This is a genomic window from Paraburkholderia fungorum (assembly GCF_902833645.1).
GTDB classification, from domain to species: Bacteria; Pseudomonadota; Gammaproteobacteria; order Burkholderiales; family Burkholderiaceae; genus Paraburkholderia; species Paraburkholderia fungorum.
This window is the reverse complement of sequence record NZ_CADFGE010000001.1, coordinates 229,944-253,322: the sequence shown is the minus strand read 5'-3', so window position 1 is coordinate 253,322 and position 23,379 is coordinate 229,944. Positions and strand designations below refer to the sequence as shown.

The 23,379-nt window shown below is 60.8% G+C and carries 11 protein-coding genes and 1 pseudogene; 11 read left to right on the top strand and 1 reads right to left on the bottom strand.

All coding sequences use genetic code 11. From position 1 onward, the window contains the following. Positions 1–6 precede the first annotated feature (6 nt). The 8 genes from HWX91_RS01030 to HWX91_RS00995 all read left to right on the top strand — a co-directional run bounded on the left by HWX91_RS01030 (position 7) and on the right by HWX91_RS00995 (position 19,280). Positions 7–882, top strand: a complete 876-nt coding sequence (locus HWX91_RS01030; RefSeq protein WP_244144004.1) for a 3-hydroxyacyl-CoA dehydrogenase family protein — start codon at positions 7–9, stop codon at positions 880–882. Between the two features lie 268 nt (positions 883–1,150). Beyond that, the gene (locus tag HWX91_RS01025) at positions 1,151–3,340 is read left to right on the top strand and encodes a two-partner secretion domain-containing protein (RefSeq protein WP_081833027.1); all 2,190 of its coding nucleotides are present in this window, start codon (positions 1,151–1,153) and stop codon (positions 3,338–3,340) included. An 8-nt stretch (positions 3,341–3,348) separates the two neighbouring features. Next, entirely contained in the window at positions 3,349–5,190 is a 1,842-nt protein-coding gene (locus HWX91_RS01020) for a ShlB/FhaC/HecB family hemolysin secretion/activation protein (RefSeq protein ID WP_081833028.1), read from the top strand. Between the two features lie 10 nt (positions 5,191–5,200). Next, a complete protein-coding gene (locus HWX91_RS01015; RefSeq protein ID WP_028196072.1) occupies positions 5,201–6,109 on the top strand; it encodes a peptidylprolyl isomerase in 909 nt (302 codons plus the stop codon). 130 nt (positions 6,110–6,239) lie between these two features. Then, positions 6,240–17,771, top strand: coding sequence for a two-partner secretion domain-containing protein (locus HWX91_RS01010; protein ID WP_081833042.1), 11,532 nt, complete (start codon positions 6,240–6,242; stop codon positions 17,769–17,771). 15 nt (positions 17,772–17,786) lie between these two features. Further along, positions 17,787–18,374 carry a hypothetical protein gene (locus tag HWX91_RS01005; RefSeq protein WP_028196073.1) on the top strand — a complete coding sequence of 196 codons (588 nt, stop codon included), beginning with the start codon at positions 17,787–17,789 and terminating at the stop codon, positions 18,372–18,374. A 226-nt stretch (positions 18,375–18,600) separates the two neighbouring features. After that, the gene (locus HWX91_RS01000; protein ID WP_127837977.1) at positions 18,601–18,888 is read left to right on the top strand and encodes a hypothetical protein; all 288 of its coding nucleotides are present in this window, start codon (positions 18,601–18,603) and stop codon (positions 18,886–18,888) included. Positions 18,889–18,899: 11 nt separating this feature from the next. After that, positions 18,900–19,280 (top strand): hypothetical protein, encoded by a 381-nt coding sequence (locus HWX91_RS00995; RefSeq protein ID WP_046572033.1) that lies wholly within the window; start codon positions 18,900–18,902, stop codon positions 19,278–19,280. A 958-nt stretch (positions 19,281–20,238) separates the two neighbouring features. Here HWX91_RS00995 and HWX91_RS00990 read toward each other — a convergent pair. Further along, entirely contained in the window at positions 20,239–20,394 is a 156-nt protein-coding gene (locus HWX91_RS00990; RefSeq protein ID WP_235430115.1) for a hypothetical protein, read from the bottom strand. Between the two features lie 32 nt (positions 20,395–20,426). Between HWX91_RS00990 and HWX91_RS00985 the strand changes: the two are divergent. The 3 genes and pseudogenes from HWX91_RS00985 to HWX91_RS00975 all read left to right on the top strand — a co-directional run. Further along, positions 20,427–20,669, top strand: a pseudogene (locus tag HWX91_RS00985) (IS5/IS1182 family transposase); the annotation flags it as partial. Between the two features lie 1,322 nt (positions 20,670–21,991). Beyond that, positions 21,992–22,423 (top strand): MalM family protein, encoded by a 432-nt coding sequence (locus HWX91_RS00980; protein WP_028196077.1) that lies wholly within the window; start codon positions 21,992–21,994, stop codon positions 22,421–22,423. Next, positions 22,420–23,007: a hypothetical protein gene (locus HWX91_RS00975; protein WP_028196078.1), complete on the top strand. Its 588-nt coding sequence runs from the start codon at positions 22,420–22,422 to the stop codon at positions 23,005–23,007. The genes HWX91_RS00980 and HWX91_RS00975 overlap by 4 nt, the downstream gene beginning before the upstream one ends. Positions 23,008–23,379 lie beyond the last annotated feature (372 nt).

Below are 23,379 nucleotides of genomic sequence, written 5' to 3'. Positions count from 1 at the left end.
GGATTGATGGGCGTCGGTATTGCGACGCAAAGCGCGCTGCATGGGCATCGGACGATCGTTCACGACGTCGACCCGGCGCGCCTCGCTAGCGTGGCGCCCAAGGCGGAAGCGGTGCTTGACGAACTGATCGACTGCGGACGCATCGACCATGGTGCCAAACACGCGGCGCTCGCGCGCATCGAGACGCATGCGCAACTCGACGTTATGGCGTCGGCGCAATTCGTGATCGAGGCGATTCCCGAAGTGTTGGAGTTGAAGCATCGCCTGTATGCATCGTTAACCGGGCTGATGGCAGACGACGCGATTCTTGCAAGCAACACCAGCGGCTTTCCGCCCGATCAACTGGTTGCTCCGTTGCGCGCGAAAGAGCGTTTTCTGATCGCGCATTTCTGGAATCCGCCGCACATGATCCCGCTTGTCGAAGTCGTGCCGGGCACCGCGACCGCGCCGGAAGTCACCGAACGTACCGCTGCTTTGATGAGCGCGATCGGTATGGAGCCGGTGGTGCTGGCGAAGGCGATTCCGGGTTTTGTCGGCAACCGGTTGCAGTTCGCCGTGCTGCGCGAGGCGCTGAACATCGTGCGCTCGGGGGCAGCGACGCCTGACGTGGTCGATCGGGTCATGAAGGCGTCGCTTGGGCGCCGGTGGGGAATTGTCGGGCCGTTTGAGGGCGCGGACATGGGCGGCCTCGATACCTTCCTCGATATCTCCACGCATTTGATGCCGGAACTCGCCAAGGCCGAAGACGTCCTCGATCTGCTACGTGCACAGGTGAACGCGGGGCGGGTGGGCGTACGCAGCGGTGCTGGTTTCTATGAATGGGACGACGCGCATCTGGCGCGCGTCAAGGCAGGCCGCAAGCAGGTGATTAGTCGCGGTTAATGACGTTTCACGCACGCAGCGTGAATCGGATTATGCAGCCGGAATAATCAGGCATTTGAAATGAATAATATCGAATTAAAATAATTTCAAATGCCTTTCTTATATAATGAAAATGTAATATTAGGATAATAAAAAACTCCCGAATAACTCTAAAGAACTCTCGATCGTCGCCGTTATTGATCATACGAAAGACGCGGTTCCCTGAAACCGCGCGAGAAAGACCAACCGATCAAGAGAGTCCGCAACGAAAAGTTGCGTGAAAACAAGAATGTTCCGGAGTGCACGGGGTAGGAATGTGGGCCGCGGGAAGCCGCGTCCGCATCATCAAACAATCAGGCTGATCGTTGTATTGCTGGCCGCCGCCCCTTCAGGCGCGAGTGCGGCGGGCATTGCTATTGACGGCGGAACTGCGACAACAGTTTCAACCGCAGCGAATGGCCACCAGACGGTCAATATCGCGCCGACAGTAGCCGGGGTTTCAAATAACACCTATAGCAGTTTCAACGTAGACGCAGCCGGCGCGTCACTAAATAACGTCGGTATTAATGCCCGAACGATTGTCAATCAGGTAACAAGTACCAATCCCAGCATTATTAGCGGGCGAATTGACGTGCTCGGCTCGCGTGCGAACGTGATATTGGCCAATCCGAACGGCATTACGGTTAATGGCGGTTCATTCGTCAATACGGGCCGTGTCGCATTGACCACTGGGCACGTCAGTTTCAAGGACACCGTTCCGGTAGCGGGAATTCCGGAACGCGACATCGTGCTCGACACCAGCACGGGGACGATCGTCGTCGGGCCGCAAGGATTGGCGAGCGCGTTGATCGGCCTCGATCTGATCGCGAAGAATGTGCAGATCAACGGGCCGCTCACCAACGGCTTCACGTCGCAGACCGCCTACGTGCGCGCGGTGGCCGGCAACAGTAATGTCACGCTGAACACGGCGGTTTCGCCGAACGACAACAGCAACGACTGGCTCACGCTGAGCCCATCCACCAGCGCGGCCACGGCTAATTCATTCGCTATCGACATCACCGCCGCCGGCAGCCTGACGAGCGGCCGTGTGCAACTGATCGTCACCGATAGAGGCCCGGGCGTGCGCAGCGCTGGGCCGATGAACGCATCGCTCGGCGATTTCACGTTGTCGTCGAACGGCTCCGTGCAGTTCGCCAATACGACGCTGACGGCGCAGAACAATCTCGATCTGCAAGTGCAGGACAGCGTGACGTTATCGGATACGAAGCTGAAGGCGAACAGTGGTTCGGCGACGTTGAGCGCGAGCGGCGCAGTCAGCCTGACGGGAAGCAGCCTGCTTGCCAATGCCGGTATCGACATGAGCGGTGGGGGCATCGCGCTGGCGCAGGACGCCACGGCGCAATCCGTGGTCGCTTCGACCACCAGCGGCGTGGTGCTGACCAGCACCGGCGATATCGCCAACGTAGGTTCGCTGATACAAGGCCAGCAGAAGAACACGCTCGATTCGGCGTCGCTCGGCGCGGTCACGCTAAATGCCACCGGCAACATACTGAATCAGTCGACACCGACAGGCCTGCTTGGCGTCGTGTACGGTGCGGCGGGCGATGTGTCCGTGACGGCCGGTGGCTCCCTGACGAATCAGAACGCACGCATCCTGTCGAATCAGAATCTGACGATCACGGCGGGCGGCGATGTCGACAACGTCGTCGATCATTCGAGCGGTGTGAATGGCGGCGCGCCGGTCAGCTATTCAGACCGTAGCTGGCGCCTGATTTTCGTCGAACATCGTGACGACGGTTTCAATGTGGACTACGGCGCGCTCGCCGATCCGGACAAACTCTCCTACCTGAGCGCCAACGTCGGCAACGTGACGATTGCCGCGCAGAACGTTCATAACATCGGCGGCACGATTCTCGCGCAAATCGACCCGAAAAGCCCGACCGTCGGCGGTTCGATTTCGATCACCGCGCGCGACCAGTTATTGACGCAGGCCATCTTTACCGGCCAGGCGTCGTTTCATCGAACGTGTTTCTTCTTCTGCAGTTCGAGTTCGTCGAGCAACGTGCAGGGTTACGGCGGCGTGATCCAGGCGAACAATGACATCACGCTGAAGGCCGGCACGCAGATCACCAACACGGGCGGCCTCGTGTCGGCGGAAGGCACGCTCAAACTCGACGCGCCAAGGACCCTCGCACAAGCCGTACTCGGCTACACCGCGATCAACCGTACGCACGATCTCAAAGCGTGGTTCGGCAACGCGTGGTCGGCGATTTTCGCGGCCGACACGGGCGGCTTGTTCATTGGCGGCAGCGGGCAGGTCGAGCTGACTGGCGAGGCGGATATTGAAGGCGGCGCGTTCAACGCGCCTGGCGGCATCAAAGCCGCGGGCGGCGTGAACACGATTAGCGCGCCGTATCGCGCGCCGGTCACGATCGGCAATCACAACCACCTCGGCCTCGTGTCGTGGTTCGGCCTATGAGGTCGGCCATGGAGCACGCCATCAACCGGACCACGCAGCGCCGCGTGCCCCGGCTCGCACGCTGCACGCTGGCGATACTCGCCGGCGCCGCAGCGGTGCGCGGGTTCGCGCAAACGCCGCCGGGCTTGCCGAATGCGGGGGCGCCAGGCGGCGTGCCCTTCGGTGCACCCGTGCGCGCCGAACAGGACCCGGCGCAACGTCTCCTGCAAGAGCAACGCGATCGCCGGCGGCGCGACGAAATCCAGCAGCCGCCTCCACAGATCGAAGTGCCGCAGCCGACAGTGGTCAATCTCCCCGAAGGTGCGGATGTCGAGACCCTGCCGGACGTCGCGCCGCTCTTCAGAATTGACCACATTGAGTTCACCGGCGACAAGGTCCTTGGCGCGAGTGCGCTCAATGAGATCGCCGCCCCGTTCATCGGCAGGCAGCTCGGCCGCAACCGTATCAACCTGCTGCTGCGCCGCGTGACCGAAGCGTTCATCGCACGCGGCTACATCACGACGCGTGCATATCTCGGCGCGCAGAATCTCGCCTCGGGTACGCTGAAAATCAGCATCGTCGACGGCAAGGTATCGGCCTTCACGCTGAACGGCAAACCGCTGCGTCCGCGCGATCCTGAAGAGCCGTGGTACACGACGCACGGCGGCGGCCTGCTGACCGACGCGGGCACCGCGTGGGCCTTCGGCGACAGCACTGGTGACGTGCTGCGCTTGCCTGACCTCGAACAGGGCGTGGACCAGATCAACCGGCTTCGTCGCAATCAGGCTGAAATCCAGATCATGCCGGGCGAGACACCGGGCGACTCGGCGGTGGCAATCACCAACCACTACGGCGACCGTGTTTTCTACGACCTCGGCATCGACAACTACGGCAGCTCGCAAACCGGCACGCTGCGCTATCGCGCTGGCGTCGAAGCGGACAACCTGATCGGTTTGCAGGAGTCGTTGTCGTTCAACTACGTCGGCACGCAGGACAGCAACGCGGTGGTGTTTTCCGCAGCGGCGCCGTATGGCTATCAGACCTTCAGCTACACGACTTCGCTGTCCGAATACCAGCAGACCATCAGCGATGTCGCGCTACTGCAAGGACGCACTTTCAGTCAGATCCTCGGCTGGAACGATGTGCTGACGCGCTCTCGCACCGGTCGCACAAGCGTTGACATCACGCTGACCAAAATGCGCACGGAACGCAACCTGAACGGCATCGACCTGGCGCCGCAGGACCTCACGGTGTTGCGCGTTGGCCTGAATGGTTTGCGCCGTTTCGTTGCGCAAGATCAGGCCGCGGCCGCGACGTGGGACGTCGGCGTGTCGCAAGGCTTACCGTGGCTCTCCGCTAGTCATGACGCCCCCGATATCGACGAAGTCGATGCGCACAGCCAGTTCACGAAAGTCGACGCCACTGCCACGCTGCAGATCGCACTCGGCACGCTGGCCGGCACGCAATGGACCTATCGCGGCACGTTGCGCGGCCAGTACAGCCATGTCGCGATGTTCGGCAACGAGCAGATCTTCCTCGGCGGCATGGATTCCGTGCGTGGCTTCACTGAAGGCGGGATTGCCGGCGACAGCGGCTTCTATCTGCGCAACGAGGCCGCGTGGCAGAACGTGCCGGTCTGGCACGACGCGCATCTCGAACCCTACGTCTTTCTCGACGGCGGCAAATCGCATCTGGTCGCACAGGGCGGCTGGCCGACGCTCATGGGCACCGGCATCGGCGCACGCGCGCAATGGCGCTACAAAACACAAACCGTCACTAGCGAGGTGCTGCTTGGTCAGGCCTTGCTGCAACCCGCCGCACTGGGGAAAAAAGCCACCGTGCTGCTTGCCACACTCAACTGGTCACTCTGAAGAGGTTCACATGAAACATCGTCCGATCGCCGCCACGATTCGCAACGCCACGTTGATCGCCACGCTCGGTCTTGCCGCCGGTTTTCTGCCCGCAGCGCACGCGACCAACAAGCCGACCGCAAAACCTTCAGCCGACAAGGCAGCGGATGCCGTCGGCGGTCCGCTGCCCGCCAACGGCGTGGCGCGTGTCAACAACGTTGTGATTACGCAGGACCAACTCGACCAGGCCGTGCGTGCGCTGAACGTGCCGGATACACCTGCATTGCGCGCATCGGTGAAGAACCAGCTGATCGCGCGTGAACTGTTCCGCCAGGCTGCCGAGAAGCAGCATTACGAATCGCGTCCGCAAGTCGTGGCCGCCGTCGAACAGGCCAGGACGGCCGCGATGACCGCCGCGTATCTGCGCGATCAGGTGAAGCCCACCCCAGTCACCGATGCCGACGTAAAGGCGAAATACGACGCGATCGTCGCGACCCTCGGTGAGAACGAATACAAGCCGAGCGCAATCGCCGTGAAAGATGCCGACACCGCTCAAACGGTGCTCACGCAACTGAAGAAGGGCACCGACTTCGCGCAACTCGCGAAACAGTACAGCCAGGGCCCGGGCGCGGCTCAAGGCGGCGCGATGAACTGGATTTCGTTCAAGACGCCGATCCAGCCGGGTAACACACAGAACTGGCCGCAGCCGCTCGCCGAAGCGCTCGTCAAGTTGCCGCAAGGCGGCGTGTCGAGCACGCCGGTGCAAATCGGCGACGCCTACTGGATTCTGCGTGTCGACGAAAAGCGTCCGACGCAGATTCCGCAATACGACCAGATCAAGGACGCGCTGCGCAAGCAGCTTGAACAGGTCGCGCTGGAGAAGGCCACCGCACAGGTCGTGGTCGATCTGATGAAGAACGCGCGGATTCAGCAGCAGTAAAGAGCCTCGTTTTCGCCGAGGCGCAGCGGACGGGATGAAACCGCTGCAACGCCGTTTCGGGTCGGTCGTCCGGAACGGCGCGGAAGAAGTGCCGGAAGTACAAGAAGAACCAAAAAAAGACGAGAGCACCATGAACGCGTCCACACGCAACGCTTTACGACAACTCGAGCAAAACCGTCAGGCACATGACGAGCGGCACGATCGCGGCATGCAGTCCGCGCGGCAGCGCTGGTCGGTGTCTATGCCTGCTCGTCCGTACCGCATGTGGCAGCGCGCGGTGTCGGCGCTGGTCGCGTTGACGCTGTTCGCCGGACCGCTCTCGATCACGTTCGAGCAAAGCCGCGACGCCGCGGGGGTTCTGGCTGCCGGCAGCCATCGTCTGGACGACGAGGCATGGCAACGCATCATTGACCTGAGCGCCGTGCGTATCCGCTTTGCGATGCAAATGGCGCAGGCCGCGCCGATTGTCGATCCGACAGCGCCGATCACGTTTCAACCGAAGATCACGCAGACCACCGGCGCAGGCGGCGGCGTGCCAGTCGTGAACATCACCGCGCCGAACGCAGCAGGGATTTCTCTCAACAAGTATCAGAGTTTCAACATCGATCCGGTCGGGCTGATCCTGAATAACAGCCTCATGGCCGGTACGTCGCTCACCGGCGGCGATCTGCAGGCGAATCCGAATCTCGTGGGCCGTACGGCGAGCGTGATCGTCAATCAGGTGACGTCAACGGGCGCCGCGTATGCAAGCTTGCTCAACGGGCCGCTCGAAGTGTTCGGCGCGCCTGCCACCGTCATCATCGCGAACCCCAACGGCATCACGACCAACGGTACGGGATTCACGAATACGATCGGCGTCACTTTGTCGACCGGTACGCCCCAATTTCTGAGTGATCTCAAGGGCACGGTTACCGACTTCGACAACGCGCAGGCGGTCGGTTATAGCGTGACCGGTGGCCATATCCAGATCGAAGGCAACGCGGGCGTGAATGGCCCCGGCGCCGGCATTGAAGGCACGGTCGGCACGATCGACCTGATCGGTGAAACCATCGGCATCAACGCGCCTTTGTATGCAGGCTCACGGATCAACGCGATTGCCGGGCGACAGTTCGTGCTGCCGTCGGCGGTGAGCAGTAACGGCACCACGTATGCGATGTCCGCGAACGGTGCGGATAACTCCGCCAACGCGATCAATAGCGCCAACGGCCACGCCAATAACGGTCTCGCCATCGACGCCACCGCGTTCGGCGCGATGACCGCCGGCCAGATCCAGGTGATCGGCACGGCAGCCGGCATGGGCGTGCGCACCGATGCGCAAATGGCGGCGAATACCGGTGATCTGCTGCTGTCGTCGAATGGCGATCTGACGGTGAACGGCTCGGCCGCGCAACAACAAGCCACGCTGCAGGCGAGCGGCAATCTGTCGATGACCGGCGCCCACGTCGGCATCAGCGGCTACACGATCAATGCGAACGGCGACGTCACATCGACTGGCACGATTCAGACCGGCGGCAAGCTCGCCGTCACGGCGGGCGGCAACGTCAACGTGGCGAATGCGCAATCGAACGGCAACACGGCGGTCACGGGTGGCGCGAATGTCACACTTGGCGACGTGCAAACCGGCGGCGCGCTCGCCGTGACGGCGCAAGGCAACGACGGCACAGGCGACATCAACCTGAACGGCACCGCCGTGATGAGCGGCGCAACGAGCTTGCAGGCCGCGCGCGACATCAACGTGAACGGGCAGACCAACGGCAGTACGTTGCAGGCGACCGCGCAGCGCAACGTCAACGTGAACGGCGCGCTGCAGACGTCGAGCGATCTCGGCCTGAACGCGACGCAAGGCAACGTGACGAACAACGGAACTGTCAGGAGCGGCAGTAGCCTCGCGCTGACGTCCGGTCAGAACACGAACGTGGTCGGGCAGGCCACCGCGCAGAAAGCCGTCACGGTGACGACAGGCCAGGACTTATCGGTGAGCGGATCGCTTGCAAGCGGCACGACGCTCGCAGCCGATGTCGCGCGAGATATCTCGGTAGCGGGTTCGCTGCTCGTTGGCACCGATGCGCAAGTGAGCGCGGGGCGCAACCTCGACGTTCCGGGTGTAGTCATCGTGCAGCAGGATGGCGTGTTCAATGCTCAGAATAATCTCACCGGCAGTGGATCGGTGGCGTTCGGCCAGAACGGCACGTTGACGACGGGACAGGACGTCGCCTTCATCGGCAAGCTGCTCGCCAATGGTCTGCAAGTGACGGCGGGCAATAACGCGAGCCTCGCCGATGTGCAGGCGGGTGGTGCATTCAACGTTGCGGCGAACGGCATCACCAGCAATCCCTCCGGAGGCGGTGACGTGACGTTCAACGGCAACGCGGCTTCGGTTGGAGCGGCGAACGTGCAGGCGGCACGCGATGTGATCGTCAACGGTACGCTGGCGGGTGGCTCGCAGGTCACGCTGACGGCGCAGCGCGACGTTGCGGTGGCAGCAGTGGGCACCGTGCAGGCGGTCGGCGACCTGTCGGTCGCAGCGGTGAATGGCAGTGTGAATTCGAGCGGCACGTTGAACGGCGCGGCGAACCTTGTGGTCAATGGCGCGCAGGATGTCGCGTTGACGGGCGCGACGAGCGTGACCGGCGATACCACGCTGACGGCGGGGCATGACCTGACCATCGGCGGCACGCTGGCGGGGCAGGGGGCAGCGACGCTCAGCGCGGGACATAACGTGATCGCAGGCGGCAGCAGCGGCTTCGTCAAGGATGCGAACGTTACCGCCGCGAACGATTTGTCGGTGACCGGTGCGTTGCAAGGCGCCGGCGTCTCGTTGACTGCAGGTCATTCCGTCGCGTTGAACAACGTGCAGGCGAACTCGGCGCTCCAGGTTGCGGCGAATGGCGGCACGCTGGCGGTCAACGGCCTGGTTGCTTCGTTGTCGACGGCGTCGCTGACTTCGAGCGGCGACACGTCGATCAATGGCGCGTTGCAGAGTGCGAACGCGCTGAGCGTGACGAGCGGCGGCAACACGTCGATCGCAGGCAGCGTCGCGTCGAATGGCAACGTCGCACTGACGAACGCGGCGGGATCGCTGACGAGTACCGGCAACATTCAGTCCGGCGACAACCTGCTGGTCGATGCAGCGCAATCGGTCGACCTCGGTACGCAGGGTACTTCCGCGCTCGGCGACCTGACTGTCAACGCCGGCCAGAATCTGACGATGAACGGTTCGGTGGTTGCGCAAGGCAATGGCACGCTGACGGCCGGCGGCTCGATTGGGGGCGCGGCGACCAGCGCGTTCGGCCTCGTGGCGAACGTCAGTTCCGGTGGCGACACGAATCTGACCGGTTCGCTGCGCGGCGGCACCGTGCAGACGAATGCGGGCGGTTCAGCGACGGTGCATGACGTGCAGGCGGCATCGAGCCTCGCGCTTGCGGCGACTCAGGATCTGAACATCACCGGTGCGGTCACCGGCGGTGCGGGGGTGACGGTGAACGCCGGTCAGAACATCGGCTTTAGCGGATCGATTCAATCGGCTAATGACACCACGCTGACCGCGCAGAACGGCAATGTCGGTTCGACGGGCACGATCGCGAGCAACGGCGCGTTCAACGTGCAGGCCGGTTCCGACATCAATCTTGGCGGAACGACCACGGCTGCACTCGATACGACGCTCAACGCAGCGCGCGACGTCAACGTGACCGGCATGCTTGCCGGGCAGGGGCAAGGCATCGTCACGGCGGGTCGTGACATCGGCGGCGCGGGCACGATGACATTCACGCAGGCGGCCACGCTAAATGCGGGCCGGGATGTGGCGCAAGGCGGGTTGATTCAGGGCCAGGCGGTTCAGGTGACCGCGGCGGGGAACATCGGCGTGAACAACGTCGAATCCGCCAGCACCGTCACGTTGAACGCGAACGGCACGAATACGGCTAATGGCCCCGGCAATCTCACGGTCAACGGTTCCGTTGCCGCAGCGGGTGCTGTGACGGCGACGGCGCAGAACGATGTGACCGTAGCGACGACGGGCAAGATCGCGAGCGGCACGACCGTCGGCATTGACGCACAACACGATATCAACGCCGCAGGCGCGGTCGAGTCGGTCGGCGACGCGGTGCTCAATGCGCGGCAAGGCAGTTTGAACGCGACGGGCGGTATCAACAGCGGCGGCAAACTGACCATCACGACGGGTCTCGACCTGTCGCTCGGCGCGAGCACGAGTGCGGTTGGCGACGCAACGTTGAGTGCGGGCCGCGATGCGCTGTTGAACGGTTTGCTGATCGGCCAGGCGAACGGCTTTGTGACGGCGGGCCGCGATATCGGTGGTGCCGGCACGCAGGCGTTTACGCAGGCGGCGAACTACACGGCGCAACGCGACGTCGCGCTGACCGGGAGCGTGCAGGCGAACGTTATCAGTGCGCTCGGTGGCAACAGCGCCACGCTGCACGACGTCAATTCGGCTACGACCTTGACGCTTACTGCTAACGGCAATGCAGGCGGCGGCGATGCGGCAATCACGGGTGCGGCAACGGCGCCCGGTCTGGTCACGTTAAGCGGGGCGCGCGACGTGCTGGTCAGCGGTTCGTTGACGACCGGCGATTCGTTGACGCTTGCTGCACAACGCAACGTGACGGTGAGCGGTACGGTACAAACCACTGCGGGCGATCTCACTGCTACGGCTGCAGCCGGCAGCATTGCGCTAACCGGCACCACGACCACGTCTGGCGCGCTGAATCTCACGTCCGCGCTCGATACGCAGCTCGGTGGCACGATCAACGCGGCGAGAGACGTGACCGTGCAGGCGGGCCGCGACATCATGCTGACCGGTGCGCTCGCGGGTCAACTTGGCGGCACGTTGACGGCATCGCACGATATCAACGGCGCGGGCACGGCGGCGTTTGCTCAGGCGGCGACGCTGAATGCTTCGCACGACCTCGCATTGACCGGTGCGCTGCAAGGCGCGAGCGTCACGGTGACGGGTGGCAACAGCGCGGGCCTGGGCAGCGTGCAGGCGGTGACCGGCAATCTTGCCGTGACCGCGAATGGTAACGCTGGCGGCGGTGACGTGACGCTCGGCGGCACGGCTGCGGCGCTCGGCACGCTGGTGCTGCAGGCGGCACGCGATGTCGGCGTGGGAGGTGCGAATAACGCAGGCGGCGCGACGACGATCGATGCCGCGCGCAATATCACGCTCGCCGACATTAACTCGGCAGGCGATCTGACGCTGACGGCGACCAGCGGTAACGCGAGTGCGGCGAATGTCACGACGCAAGGCAATCTGAATGCGAACGTGGGGCAGGCGCTCACGTTCTCCGGCGCGACGACGGTGGGCGGCAATGCGCAACTCACGTCGGGCGGCGACATGACGCTGTCGGGCGGCATCGGCGCGCAGAACGTGGGTACGTTGACGGCGGGCGGTTCGATTAACGCGGGTTCTGTAGCTTTTGGCCAGCAGGCGACGTTGAACGCGGGCGGCAGCATCGGCGTGACCGGGGGTGTCTTAACGAACGGCGCATTGAATGCGACGGCGGGCAATGACGTCTCGATGGGTTCCGCGCAAGCCGGCGGCGCGATTGCGTTGCAGGCGCAAGGACACAACGGTGCAGGCGACGTGAATGTGGGCGGCACGCTCGCGTCCGGCTCGGCGATCAGCGTGACGGCTGCGCGCGATGCGACGGTCGTCGGTAACGCTTCGGCGACTGACAAGCTCAACGTGACGGCGGGTCGCAACTTGACGACAAGCGGTACTGTCGGCGCGAATTCCGATGTCACGCTGACTGCGACGGGCGGCAATCTCAATGTCGGCGGCGCGGTGACCAGTCAGGGAAATTTGAAGGCCACTTCGGGCGGCACGCTGGCGCTGAATGGCGAACTCGTCAACGGCGACACGACGCTGACCGCCGGCGGCACCGCGACGTTGACCGGCTCGTTCCTCGGCCTCGGCCTCGCGACGATCAACGCGGGCGGTTCGGTGAACGGTGGCGGCGCGCTGACGTTCGGTAAGGACATCACGATCGGCGCGGGTGCAGGCATCACGCTTGGCGGGATTCAGGGTGCGGGGCTGTTTACCGCGACGTCGGTCGGCGATATGTCGCTCGGCGCGACGACGGCGGTGGGTAATGTCACGGCCACATCTACGGGTGGCAGTGTGAGTTTTGGTGGTGACCTGCAGTCCGGTGGCAACGTGGCGATTCAGGCTGCGCGAGATGCGAAGGTGACGGGCGCGGTGTCGTCGATGGGCACGGTGAATGTCACGGGGACGCAGGGCAACGTGACCGTGGCCGGCGTGTCGTCGAACGGCGATACGACGATGAGTGCCGGGCAGAAGCTCACGTTGAGCGGCAGCAGCACGGTGGCGGGGCAGTTTAAGTTGAGCGGCGGCAACGTCACGTTGAGTGGCTCGCAAGGTGGGTCGAAGAACGTTTCGGTGACCGCGCAGGGGACGCTCGATGCGAGTCAGGCGTCGATGGTGTCCACGGGGAATATGCAGTTCAGCGGTACGAATGTGACGCTGGGGACGGCGATTGTCGGCGGGGCGTTGACGGCGGCGGCCTCGAATCAGCTCTCGCTGGTTGGGTCGGCGGTGGATGTGGTTGGGGCCGCGACGCTGACTTCTGGGAATGGGTTCTATAACGCGAGCCAGGTGCTTTCAGGTGGGGCGCTGTATGTGTCCGCGCCGAATGTGACCAATGCGGCGAATGCATCGCTGGCGTCGACGAATACCACGACGGTCAACGCCACGAACTTCACCAACGCGGGTCTGGTGAACGGTTCGACAACCAATGTGACGGTGGCGGGCGGGCTGAACAACAGCGGCGGATCGTTGATGGCGGTGAACAGCCTGAACATCAACACCGGATCGCTGAACAATCAGAACGGGCTTATTTTTGCGGGCAATCCCAATGCGCCCGGTGGACCGACGACCGGCGACGTCTCATTGACGATCAATGGCGGCAACGGCTCCTTTTATAACCCGGGCGGTCAGTTGCTCGCGCAACGCAATATGGGCATCACTGCCACGAATATGGCGTTCGACCCGTCGCAGGGGACGATTAGCCAGGGCGGTCAGCTTTCGATTACCGCGGGGTCGATCAGCAACACTGGCACGTGGAATTACGGTGGCCAGAGTGTGACGCTGACTGGGCTGAACGGCATCAATAACTACGGCACGATGACGGGGACTGCGCCGCTGACGCTTGCGACCAATGGCACGTTCACGAACTTCGGGCAGGTCACCGGCAATGACGTGACGTTCAACGGCACCTTGAACAACGTGGCCGGCGCTGTAATGCATGCGGATGACACGCTGACGCTCAACGGCAACGCGACAAATCGTGGCACCGTGGAAGCGGGCAACCTGCTTTCGATCAACGGCGGTAACTACGACAACCAGGGTGCGACGACCCAGTCCAACGGCAACATGCAGTTCTCGCTGGGCGGCACGCTGCAGAATACGACGGGCACGATCTCGGCCGCGGGCAACATCACCATCAATGCGGGCACGGTCGTCAACAATGGTGTTCAGGGCGGTTTGACATCGTCTACGCAAGTGGTTTCGGCGGCCGATGACCCGTCACTGTATGGCTCGATAGTGGTCGGCACGCAGACGGTTTATGGGTTCACGGGCGGAAACGGCGGGTCGTATTACGACGCAACTTATACCTACAACGCGACCTTGTCCGACCTAGGCCCCGACCTGGCGAATGGCGTGCTCGACGTGGCGCACAACGCCGCCTTGACCGGCATGTATGGCGCACAACTCACAGAGCCGACGCAGGTCGGCAGCAATTTGCAGCAAGCCGGCGTTTCATATCAGACGATCGCTCTGCCGGGTATCGATCGCACTGTCACGGCGCCAGGCGCCGGCACGCCGGGCACCATCATGGCGGGGGGCAACATCACCCTGACCGCAGGCTCGCTGTCGAACGCCGACGGCATCATTTCTGCGGGCGGGAACGTCAACTTCAACCTGCAATCGCTGAATAACGGTTCGCTTGGAAACGTGACGGCCACGGTTGTGGACACGGTCGACCAAGCCCAGCTCACCGCCTTCATGGCTCAACTGAAAGCGCTTGGGACAGTCGGCCTTTATAACGCGCCGATCCCTTATGAACTCGGTGGATACGTGGGCGGTGAAACCACGGCTACGTTCAATTCAAACGCGCCGGTCCCTGCGAGCATCACAACCACGACCACTACGTTTGGTCAGCAAGGGCTGATCGTCGCTGGCCAGGACGTGAACCTGTCGGGCGGCAATCTCGTTAATAGCGGCAACATCTATGCGGGCCGCAACTTCAATGCGAGTGGAGCCCAGTCGTTCAGCAACCAGGGCGAGCGCATTACGTCGACGAGCAGTTCGCCAGGCTGCGCGACGGGCGTGTCGGCCAGCGAGTGCGCCGCTGGAATGGGTTATCGGGGAGATAATCCGACGACAACGAGTTTCAGCTACGCGCAGCAGAGCGCGACGATTTACGCCGGCAACGACCTCGTGATTGCCGCCGGCCAGGTCAGCAATACGTATGGCAACCTGCTCGCGGGTCACGACATCGTGATCGGCGGTGTCGGTACGACCGCGAGTTCGACAACTCCCGCGCAAGGACTGACCAACAAGTCAGGCAACATCGTGGCGGGCAATAACATCACGCTCAACGTGTCGGGCGCTATAACGAACACGCTGCCACCGCCGGTGCCTGTGCATCAGGATTACGGTTCGAAGGAACAGTATTCAGGTTGTATGACGGCGGGTGGCTACAGGGAGAGCTACTGCGAGGGTTATGTCGACCAGCAGTCAGGCAGTTCCTCGGTGATCAGCGCGGGCAATAACCTGCAGATCAATGCGGGCAGCCTAACCAACATCGGCAGTCTGATTACTGCCGGAACTGCGGCGACTATCGCGGTGGCGGGGCCGGTGGTGAATGAGGCACAGACGCTCAATGCTTACTGGCACTCGCACTGGGTGCAGCAAACCGGCATGTTCAGTTCGGACAAGCGTCACGACGTCTGGGCTTGCGGATCGCCGGCCGAATGCACGGCGCTCTACGGCAGTGCTTATACGAGCACGGGCGGTACGATCGATCCGCCACAACCGGTCGGCAACATCGCGGCCACGATTCAGGCGCCGAATCTGACGATTACGTCCGGCGGACAGATTCAGAATGTCGGCAATGTGATTGGCACGTCGGTGACGCTGACCGGCCAGAAGCTGATCAATGGCATCACGACGGCCAACACCTATACGCCGCGTGTTAATGGGCCGTCACAGGTTATTTCGCTCAGCCCGGTGAATATGCCAGGCATCAGCATCACGCTGCAGCATCAGGTGGGCGGCGCAATCCCGACTGCGGTGGCGGGAACGGCTTCGTATGTCGATAGTTCGCTCGGCACGTCGACGCTTGGCAACCTGGGTCCGCAGAATTTGCTCAATGCGCTTCCGTCCAATCTTCAGCCGAGTTCCACGCTGTTCTATTACAACCCGCAGGAAGAAGACCTGATGCTGCAGCAGGCAGCATTGCAGCAAACCGGCAAGGCCAGCTTTATAGACGGGCTGACGTACGACAGCAAGACCGGCACATCCGTGACGGAACAGGAGAAGCAGTACCTGTACCAGAACGCACTCGACTATGCGACGACGAACAATCTGCAACTTGGCGATGCGCTGACGCAGACGCAGATCAACGCGCTCGACAAGCCGATGCTCTGGTACGTCGAGCAGACTGTGCCGGACCCGACGTGTACGGCGACGGGGCCAGCGCTGAATACGTGTCCGACCATCACGGCACTGATGCCGCAGGTCTATCTGCCGAGCAATACGAGTGCGATGTCGGCTGGCGGCAATATCTCAGGCCAGAACGTCACGCTCAATTTCGACAAGGGTAGCGGCGGCAGCATTCTGAATACCGGAAGCATTACTGCTTCGGACACGCTGACGGTCAATACCGACACATTGACCAACCAGGCGAACCAGGTCGACGTCGGGCAGATCTGGGCCAAGGTCAAGGGCGGTTACGTCGATACCACGGGTACGACGGTTCAGCCGGGCGGCTTCATGAGCGCGGCGAACATGGATCTCAACGTGCAGACGTTGGATCAGATCGGCGGTGCACTGCAGAAGCTCAACGCGGACGGCACGGTCGATCAGGCTGGTACGCAGCAGGTGCTGGCTGCGCTTCAGCAACAGCTCGGTACGAACTTCACGCAGACAGCGGTTAGCGACAACCTGCACACGGACTTTGTGAAGGACGGTGGCGGGCTACCGACGTTCATGGTGGCGGCTATTGCGATTGCGGCGTCGATTGTGACGGCGGGGGCAGCAGCGGCCGCAATGGGCGTCGAATTGGCGGCCATGTCACTTCCGATGGCGATGACGGTGGGCGCGCTTAGCGCAATGGCAGGAAGTGCCGCTGGGCAACTTGCATCTGGCCAGGGGTTCAATTTCGGGCAAATGCTTGAAGCCGGGGCGACGGGAGCGTTGACTGCTGGTGCATTCTCTGCGCTCGGTGCTGGAACGCAGGGCCTTCAACAGATCGGTAGCAATATTGCGAACGGCACTGCATCTGCGACCGAAGTCGGGCAGGCGTTGGGGACAATTGCTGAGCGAGGGTTGGTGACAGCTGGTATCGACACTGCTGTGTATGGAGGCAGCTTCGGTCGGGCCTTTGAGAACAGCGTAATTGCGGATGCAGGCGTCGTGGGTGCAAGCGCGATCGGTACCGAATTCAATGGTCAAAATGGCAATCCAGACCCCTCCAGTCCGTTGTATGTCGCGAGCCATGCAGCTTTGGGATGCGCCCTGTCGTCGGCAAGCGGGACTGGATGTGTCGGCGGTGCAATTGGCGGGGCGGCTAGTGCGATCGTTGCCCCGGATGTGATCAAGGCGATTGATCCGACCGGTGTTGATCTGACAACGGGACAGACGGCGCTGGTGACGGCAATCTCGACGCTGGTTGGTGGGGGCATAGCGTCGGCGGCGGGGCAGAATGTTCAAGGAGCCGTGAGCGCAGCACAGAACGAGGCACTGAACAACTCGACTCAGGACCCGCAAGCAGCGGCAAAAAGTGGAGGGCTGGCCAAAGCCCTCATTGCCGCAGCATATACGCTCATGCCGTGGTTGCCGGGTAATCCAGCGGGGCAGGCAGTTACCTCGGTGGTCCTTTCGAATGCGAAAGACCTGGTCGGACAAATTCCGTCGCCCAATGGGCCTAATCCGCCCTCAACCGGTGCAGCACCCGTGACGGTCTGTGATCCGCCGTTCTGCTATGTATCCGTGTCCCCGGGATGGGCCGGCGGCCCGTCCAGCCCGCTTCTTTCGAAAGGCGGCGATAATGGTGAGGGTGAACTGGAGGGCAGTACTGGAAGCTCTGCCACCGGTCAGGCACCTGCCACAAACAGCACGGCTGCGGGTCCGTTCTCGACGTACGATACGTCTATTACGAACGCAGGAAGCGAGTATCTGAACGTAAAGACCAACGTTACCGCAGACCAGTTTGAGTCAAATTTGATCTCGAACGGGTATAGCGTTACTAACCAAGGTACCAACAAGAATGGTTCCTTCACCGTCCTGAATAACGGTACCTCGACGTATACCATTTATACGCGCACGACAACGGGGCAAGCCGGAGGGCAATACTTCGGGCCGGGCGGTGTGTCGGCAAAGTTCTCTCTTAATCCGAAGTAGCCGGGAGATATTGATATGAAGAAGATAAGTGCTGGTGCCCGATTGGCAGCATTTGAAAACGTAACGGAATCGGTAAGCTTTGATACTTTGCTACCTTCCTTGGTGTTCACCGGAGCATGGGGAAAGTTCCTCTTTTGTGAGTCTGATCGCATCTTTGGTGCACACTTTGTCGGTGCTGTGACGGAGTTGATGCGCTTGGAAGGCGGCACGGTAGCGTGCCTTGTTAACCTCGATCTAACTTCTGTTTTGGAGTTCGAGCGTGTCGCAGCAATTTACGTAGATCGAGCCATGACCACCGAACAATACATCGACGCTCTACAGTCAGGTGGTCCGGAGAGTGGTTGGCTTTACAGGGTAGATAGGTATGCCTGTGCCTCCGACGCGGGCTCATGGTGCATTTACTGCGAGAAGAGTAACGATGTCGCGGTAATCGCGTTACGTGATAGTTCAGATGTCGACCGGTTCCGTGGCGCGCTTGCGCAGCTATGGGCTAAACCCATAGAGGAATTGGTTGACGGAGGCACCTCTCCGCTCTTTCCGTTTGATAAGTTGGTGCCGGATTGGCGAAAGGGGCTAATCGACGCCTATGGAAATGGCCCATAGCGCGATGGTTTGCGACGGGTAGTGCACGGCGTAGTGTCGCTCGCTCGCGCTTGTGATTTGTTGCCACAAACACGTCTGGCGACGCCGCGCGGCTCTAGAGGGCAGTACTGGAAGCTCTGCCACCGGTCAAGCACCTGCCACAAACAGCACACCGGACGCACCCGTTTACAATACTCAAGGTGCGGCGAGAGCGACGGCGAACAGCGGCAACTGGTCAAGCGGCTCGTTGAGCGAAACCGTACAGAACATTGTGGGATCAAATCCACAAGTGACGTACACGGAATCTGGGAAAACGATCTATACGAATCCGACCACAGGCATGTCTGTGGTGTACGACAACGCTGGAAATTACTATCGCGTGCAGAACGCTGCCGGTCAGTATCTTGATCAGAGCGGCAATGTGATCCCGAACAACGTTCCACTGATTGGTCCGAATAAGACGACGCAAACAGGCGTTCCGTCGGGTGTGCGGAATGGCTTAACGCACTTCAACAATACCGATCCGGTCAAGTAAGGGGTTATGCCATGCGGATGCAGGAATCTCTGGTGTCGATGGACGAAGGGGCGGCGCAGCTACGCTTGTCAGGCCCACTATCGGAGTGGTTGTTCTCGTCGAAATTCTGGTCTGACTTCAACGCCAAACACGGCACTATGTTCGATCAGTTTGAAGAGGACGAGGCTGACGTGACGGTGGTGAATGCAGTTGTTGAGGCTTTAGACGGGAGAATTCGTGCTTTGCGGGAACTGGATGCATGTAATGTTGAATTCGTATATCGTTGGGCATCCGAACACGAGCCCCTGACAACGAGTGTACCGAGAGAGTTGTTGCTGTCAGAGCTCGCACGGTTTCGCGACTTCCTTGTTGACGCGGTAGCGAAGAATCGCTGTGTGACCTTCTCACTTTGAGCATTCTGCGCACGGACAGCGAAGGATAGGCACTCGGGTTATTGCCCGGACAGCAGCAGTGAGACGAACCCCGGCCAAGCGCCGGGTTCGTGCTTTATGGCGTCGGCGAGCATCGCGGCGCTGTCGTCCGGTTTGTGCAATTCATGGTGGTCGTGTGTGCGGTAACGGAGGGCTAGAAAAGCCTCTTTGCGACTTCCCTGCGGAAGTCCTCGTTGCAGTGCATTTGCTTCGAAGTCTGCATCGCGCTCTGTATCCACTCGGTGGCTGAATCCCGCATTGTGTCCTGCTGCGTGACGGGCGGCGGTGCCGTGGAAATACCCGAATTGCCGCGCGGTGCCGAGCCGTCGCCGGCCGGGTTAATTGCGGATTGTTCGTTACGGTTCAACATCAAAACCTCCCCTGTTTAAGCTACACACATGACGCACGCTGCCGTGCGAGATCAAAACCATCGGTAAGCCAATGATTGTGCGCCGGAAAATGCGTCAGACAAAGTTTTTTTGCGATGTGGGCCATGCGACCTCGAATTAGCCGAAACCCCTGCGGGTAAAGGAGTCTGGCGTGTCTGCCATTGTCTGACACGGGTGCGAAAAAGGCCCGGTGAGGTGCGGGGCTCGCGATGAATGCTATCGCGTTCGCCATGGCAACCGGGGCAGTGGAAATGGGCGAGAAGCGGAGGCACGCCGGGTACGTTTACAAATCGCACCGCGATTCGAAACGTAGTCCTATGGTGCGCTTGCAGAGCCGAACGAACTGTGTCATCAAGAAAGACTCTTACAGAGCTGGGTTGATTCGGATCTCGCACTTGTCCCCGTCCAAGCGCTCGAGCGAGAGCGGAACGCCAAAATAGCCGTCGGTGTCTGCCGTTCAGGTTTCTACAAAAAAAGAGGCTCTGTGAGTTCCGGAGCCTCACGCGCTGACAAGGCGTCAGCGCCGTTTTCACATCGCCATCTGGCGTTGGTCAGCGATCCTCTCGCCAACCGTTGTCCGTTTTGACCATCGAGAGTTTGCCGGTAAAGTTCTCCTCGATACTGTCCGCGTACTGCTCGACGGCTTCGTTACCGTTAAACAAGTTATCGAGCAGTGATGAGTCGACGTTGGGGCAGGTTTGCCGCATAGCACGCTCCATCGCAGCCTTTGCAGTCCGCGGTGCGCCTGTACGAGAAGATCGCCCTCCTGCGCCAGCAGATGCGTGAACTCAAGCAGATCCGCGAGCAATTGAAGAGGCAACCGGACAAACAGCTATCCCTTACAGATCCCGATTCCCGTTCCATGAACAGCGGCGGCAAAAGAGCCGGAACAGTAGGCTACAACGTACAGGCCGCCGTGGACATGAAGCACCACCTGATCGTCGAACACGAGGTGACCAATGTCGGAGGCGATCATGGACAGCAGTACGGCGTGTCACTGCCCGAGCGACATCCCGCCCGGAGTAAGGCGCAAGGCCGACTGCGCTCGATCTTACTGAGAGGCGCATATTCCCTGCGCATCCATTTAAATGGAGGTCGCCACGGGCTCCCGCTACCGCCTCTGAGGGTCCGCTTCCGGGAAGTGTGACTTACCGGGACGGACCGGCTACGGAAGTTCGGCCACGACGTGCGGGCGACGATCGCCTGCGTTGGCCAGAGGACCGGGTTCGGCCAGGAAGCGCCAGTCGCTAGAAGCATCGGGCAGACATTCCGGTGGCCATCGCGTTCCGAAAGCGGCCATTTGACCGGTCCGCTCAAATTTCACACTCAACCCGTGTACGAGTCGGCTGTCCACGTCGCGTTGATTACACGTCGCCCCGCATCTGGGCCGCATTCGTACCACTCATGTCCGGCACATACAGGCCGGCGCGGGCCAACTGCGAGGCTTTGCGCGGGGTGCATCCTCTTACGGGATGGGTGTAATCTTGCGGATTTCGTTATTGTCATAATCCGAAAACAGCCGGGCATTCAGGTAGCTAACTGTGTGACGAAGCGTCCCGCTCGCCTCTGCGCAAAACAGCTGCAGTCTTCTTGGCTAACCAGTATCGCCATTCTTTCGTCCTTGCCCATATCACTCAGCGATCGTATTCGTGTACAAGTTGAGTAGATCTGGTTGCTATGCAGGATGTCACCAGTCCCGACCGACGATTCTTTCGAAGATATCGTCGGCTTCTCGACGCAATCTTGCCGCGTTGCTTCCCATGGCAGTGGCGAACTGAAGTTGTACTTCAAGATACTGTCTTGCATCAACGTCTATCGGTGCTCTTTCCTTCTGCTAGGCAACCGTTATGGGTTATTCGACGCCTGCCCTAGTTCAAATGGCTGTGAGTATGCTGCGGCGCGTGCGGTGCTGCCCGGGTTTTGTGCGGATTCTTGCTAGGCCGCCGACGCGGCAGATTTGGATGCTGTCTAACGCCGACCAGCATCGACGAACCAGGCTCCTTAAGCTACCACTTCGTTGGCGTCAGCAGACCGTCGTGAAATCTCGACAGCGGGAATACAGTCAACATCCGTACGTCAGTGGAATGTCATGCTCGATTCAAGTCCGTCGCGATTTGTGCCGTTATTGCCAGTGTCGAATGAGCGAGACTCCATCCAATAGTGGGAAATGTAACGTTGAAAAAAACCATATGCGCGGTCGCGCTGCTCGCGTTTGCAGGATGCGCGTCCCGACCACCGATAGCATTCGAGCCACCGGCGCCAGCAGATTGCTGCGGCTCCTGGCGACAGGTCCATTTCGAACAAATGAACTCGACCCAGGTGAGCGGCATTTCAATCAGTACCGGACGCAGTCCTACATTCGATTTTCCCGAAGGGCGCTCAACATTTGTCGCTTACAAGTTGCCTGATGTCAAGGTTAAGTCGATGACGGTTGAAACGTACGTGAGTTCGGGTTGGCTACCGATGGCCACGGTGTTTCGTCCGAGGGCCTTGTTCCTCGACGCGGGGTTTCAAGAGGCAGGAACCAGTAAGCTTGAACCAATGAAACGGGCAGCAAAGTACCTGCAAGGGGAGTATTACCAAGCAACAGCAGATGTTCCAGCGAACGCAACCTACGTTGTCATTTTCGGCGCATCTTCCGCAAATACTGACCGACTCGTGGCGTATTCCGAGAATGGCTCAATGTACGGACTTCCCAACGCCTACGAAGGCAAGATATCCATCCTGTTGAAATGAACCTACAAAAAACGTCTGCCGTTTTCCGGCTCGTCTTGTCGAACATTATCGTGGCATCGCTGCTGACGGCCTGTGTACCACATTTGCTGACGACTGATATCAACCTCCAGCCGGGCGACACTACCGCGCGACTCAGAATCCGCTTCGCGGGAGACGGAGCGTTAAGCGTCGTCCAGTTTGCTCCTTCAAAATGTTATGCGTACTCAGACCGGGCAGTCAGGTCGCTTACAACTATCAACAAAGGCGAGCACACTTTGATTGACCTCAGTCTCATTTCCACGTCGAAATTGGGCATGCCGAATGACCTGGACGGTGTTCCAAAGAACTCGTACGAGGAGATTCTGGTGAAGGCTGGAAAGCCTCTCGATTTTGGGGTTAGCTGGTTTGGCGGCGACCAATTCGTGACCTACCGTGGAAACGGAATCGGAGAGTTCGTGCCTGAGACAGGCAAAGACTATGAACTAAAGGTCGTGGTTGCCCCCGGGATGCCAATGCACCTTCTGGTCGAGGAACTGCAAGTATCCGACGGCAACATCGTGCGGGTGCCGGTGACGATGAACAAGGTACACCTGTGTGGCACCTGAGCAGCGGGATATCCGCACGGTAGTGGTGACGTCGAGCGAACAGGCGGCAGGCAGTTTGCGCCGAAGCGCCGAAAGCTGTCAGTGTCAGCCATGCCGACAGTGCTATCGCGACGCGTGAGTGTTGCATTGGTCTTTTGCTCTACTGGTGATTATTGATCTGACTGCCTGGCGCTTTTCACGGCCCCCGTTTTGTCGCGGCCTCTGCGTCAGACGACGGACATTTAGGTGCGTAATGCGTTCGCACTGGTTCGTCCAGTCCACTGTGGTCGTTCCACGTCCCATGTGGCGATCGTCCTGGCTAATTCGGCCAGGACGAGACATTCGACACCACCACCTGAATTGGTGACGATTCACGCACCTCAAGCGATCGAG

What these genes read in the sequence shown, in the direction of transcription:
- HWX91_RS01030 (WP_244144004.1), top strand. Translation starts at nt 7, where the DNA reads ATGGGCGTCGGTATTGCGACGCAAAGCGCGCTGCATGGGCATCGGACG.
- HWX91_RS01025 (WP_081833027.1), top strand. Translation starts at nt 1,151, where the DNA reads ATGTTCCGGAGTGCACGGGGTAGGAATGTGGGCCGCGGGAAGCCGCGT.
- HWX91_RS01020 (WP_081833028.1), top strand. Translation starts at nt 3,349, where the DNA reads ATGGAGCACGCCATCAACCGGACCACGCAGCGCCGCGTGCCCCGGCTC.
- HWX91_RS01015 (WP_028196072.1), top strand. Translation starts at nt 5,201, where the DNA reads ATGAAACATCGTCCGATCGCCGCCACGATTCGCAACGCCACGTTGATC.
- HWX91_RS01010 (WP_081833042.1), top strand. Translation starts at nt 6,240, where the DNA reads ATGAACGCGTCCACACGCAACGCTTTACGACAACTCGAGCAAAACCGT.
- HWX91_RS01005 (WP_028196073.1), top strand. Translation starts at nt 17,787, where the DNA reads ATGAAGAAGATAAGTGCTGGTGCCCGATTGGCAGCATTTGAAAACGTA.
- HWX91_RS00995 (WP_046572033.1), top strand. Translation starts at nt 18,900, where the DNA reads ATGCGGATGCAGGAATCTCTGGTGTCGATGGACGAAGGGGCGGCGCAG.
- HWX91_RS00990 (WP_235430115.1), bottom strand. Translation starts at nt 20,394, where the DNA reads ATGCGGCAAACCTGCCCCAACGTCGACTCATCACTGCTCGATAACTTG.
- HWX91_RS00980 (WP_028196077.1), top strand. Translation starts at nt 21,992, where the DNA reads ATGAACTCGACCCAGGTGAGCGGCATTTCAATCAGTACCGGACGCAGT.
- HWX91_RS00975 (WP_028196078.1), top strand. Translation starts at nt 22,420, where the DNA reads ATGAACCTACAAAAAACGTCTGCCGTTTTCCGGCTCGTCTTGTCGAAC.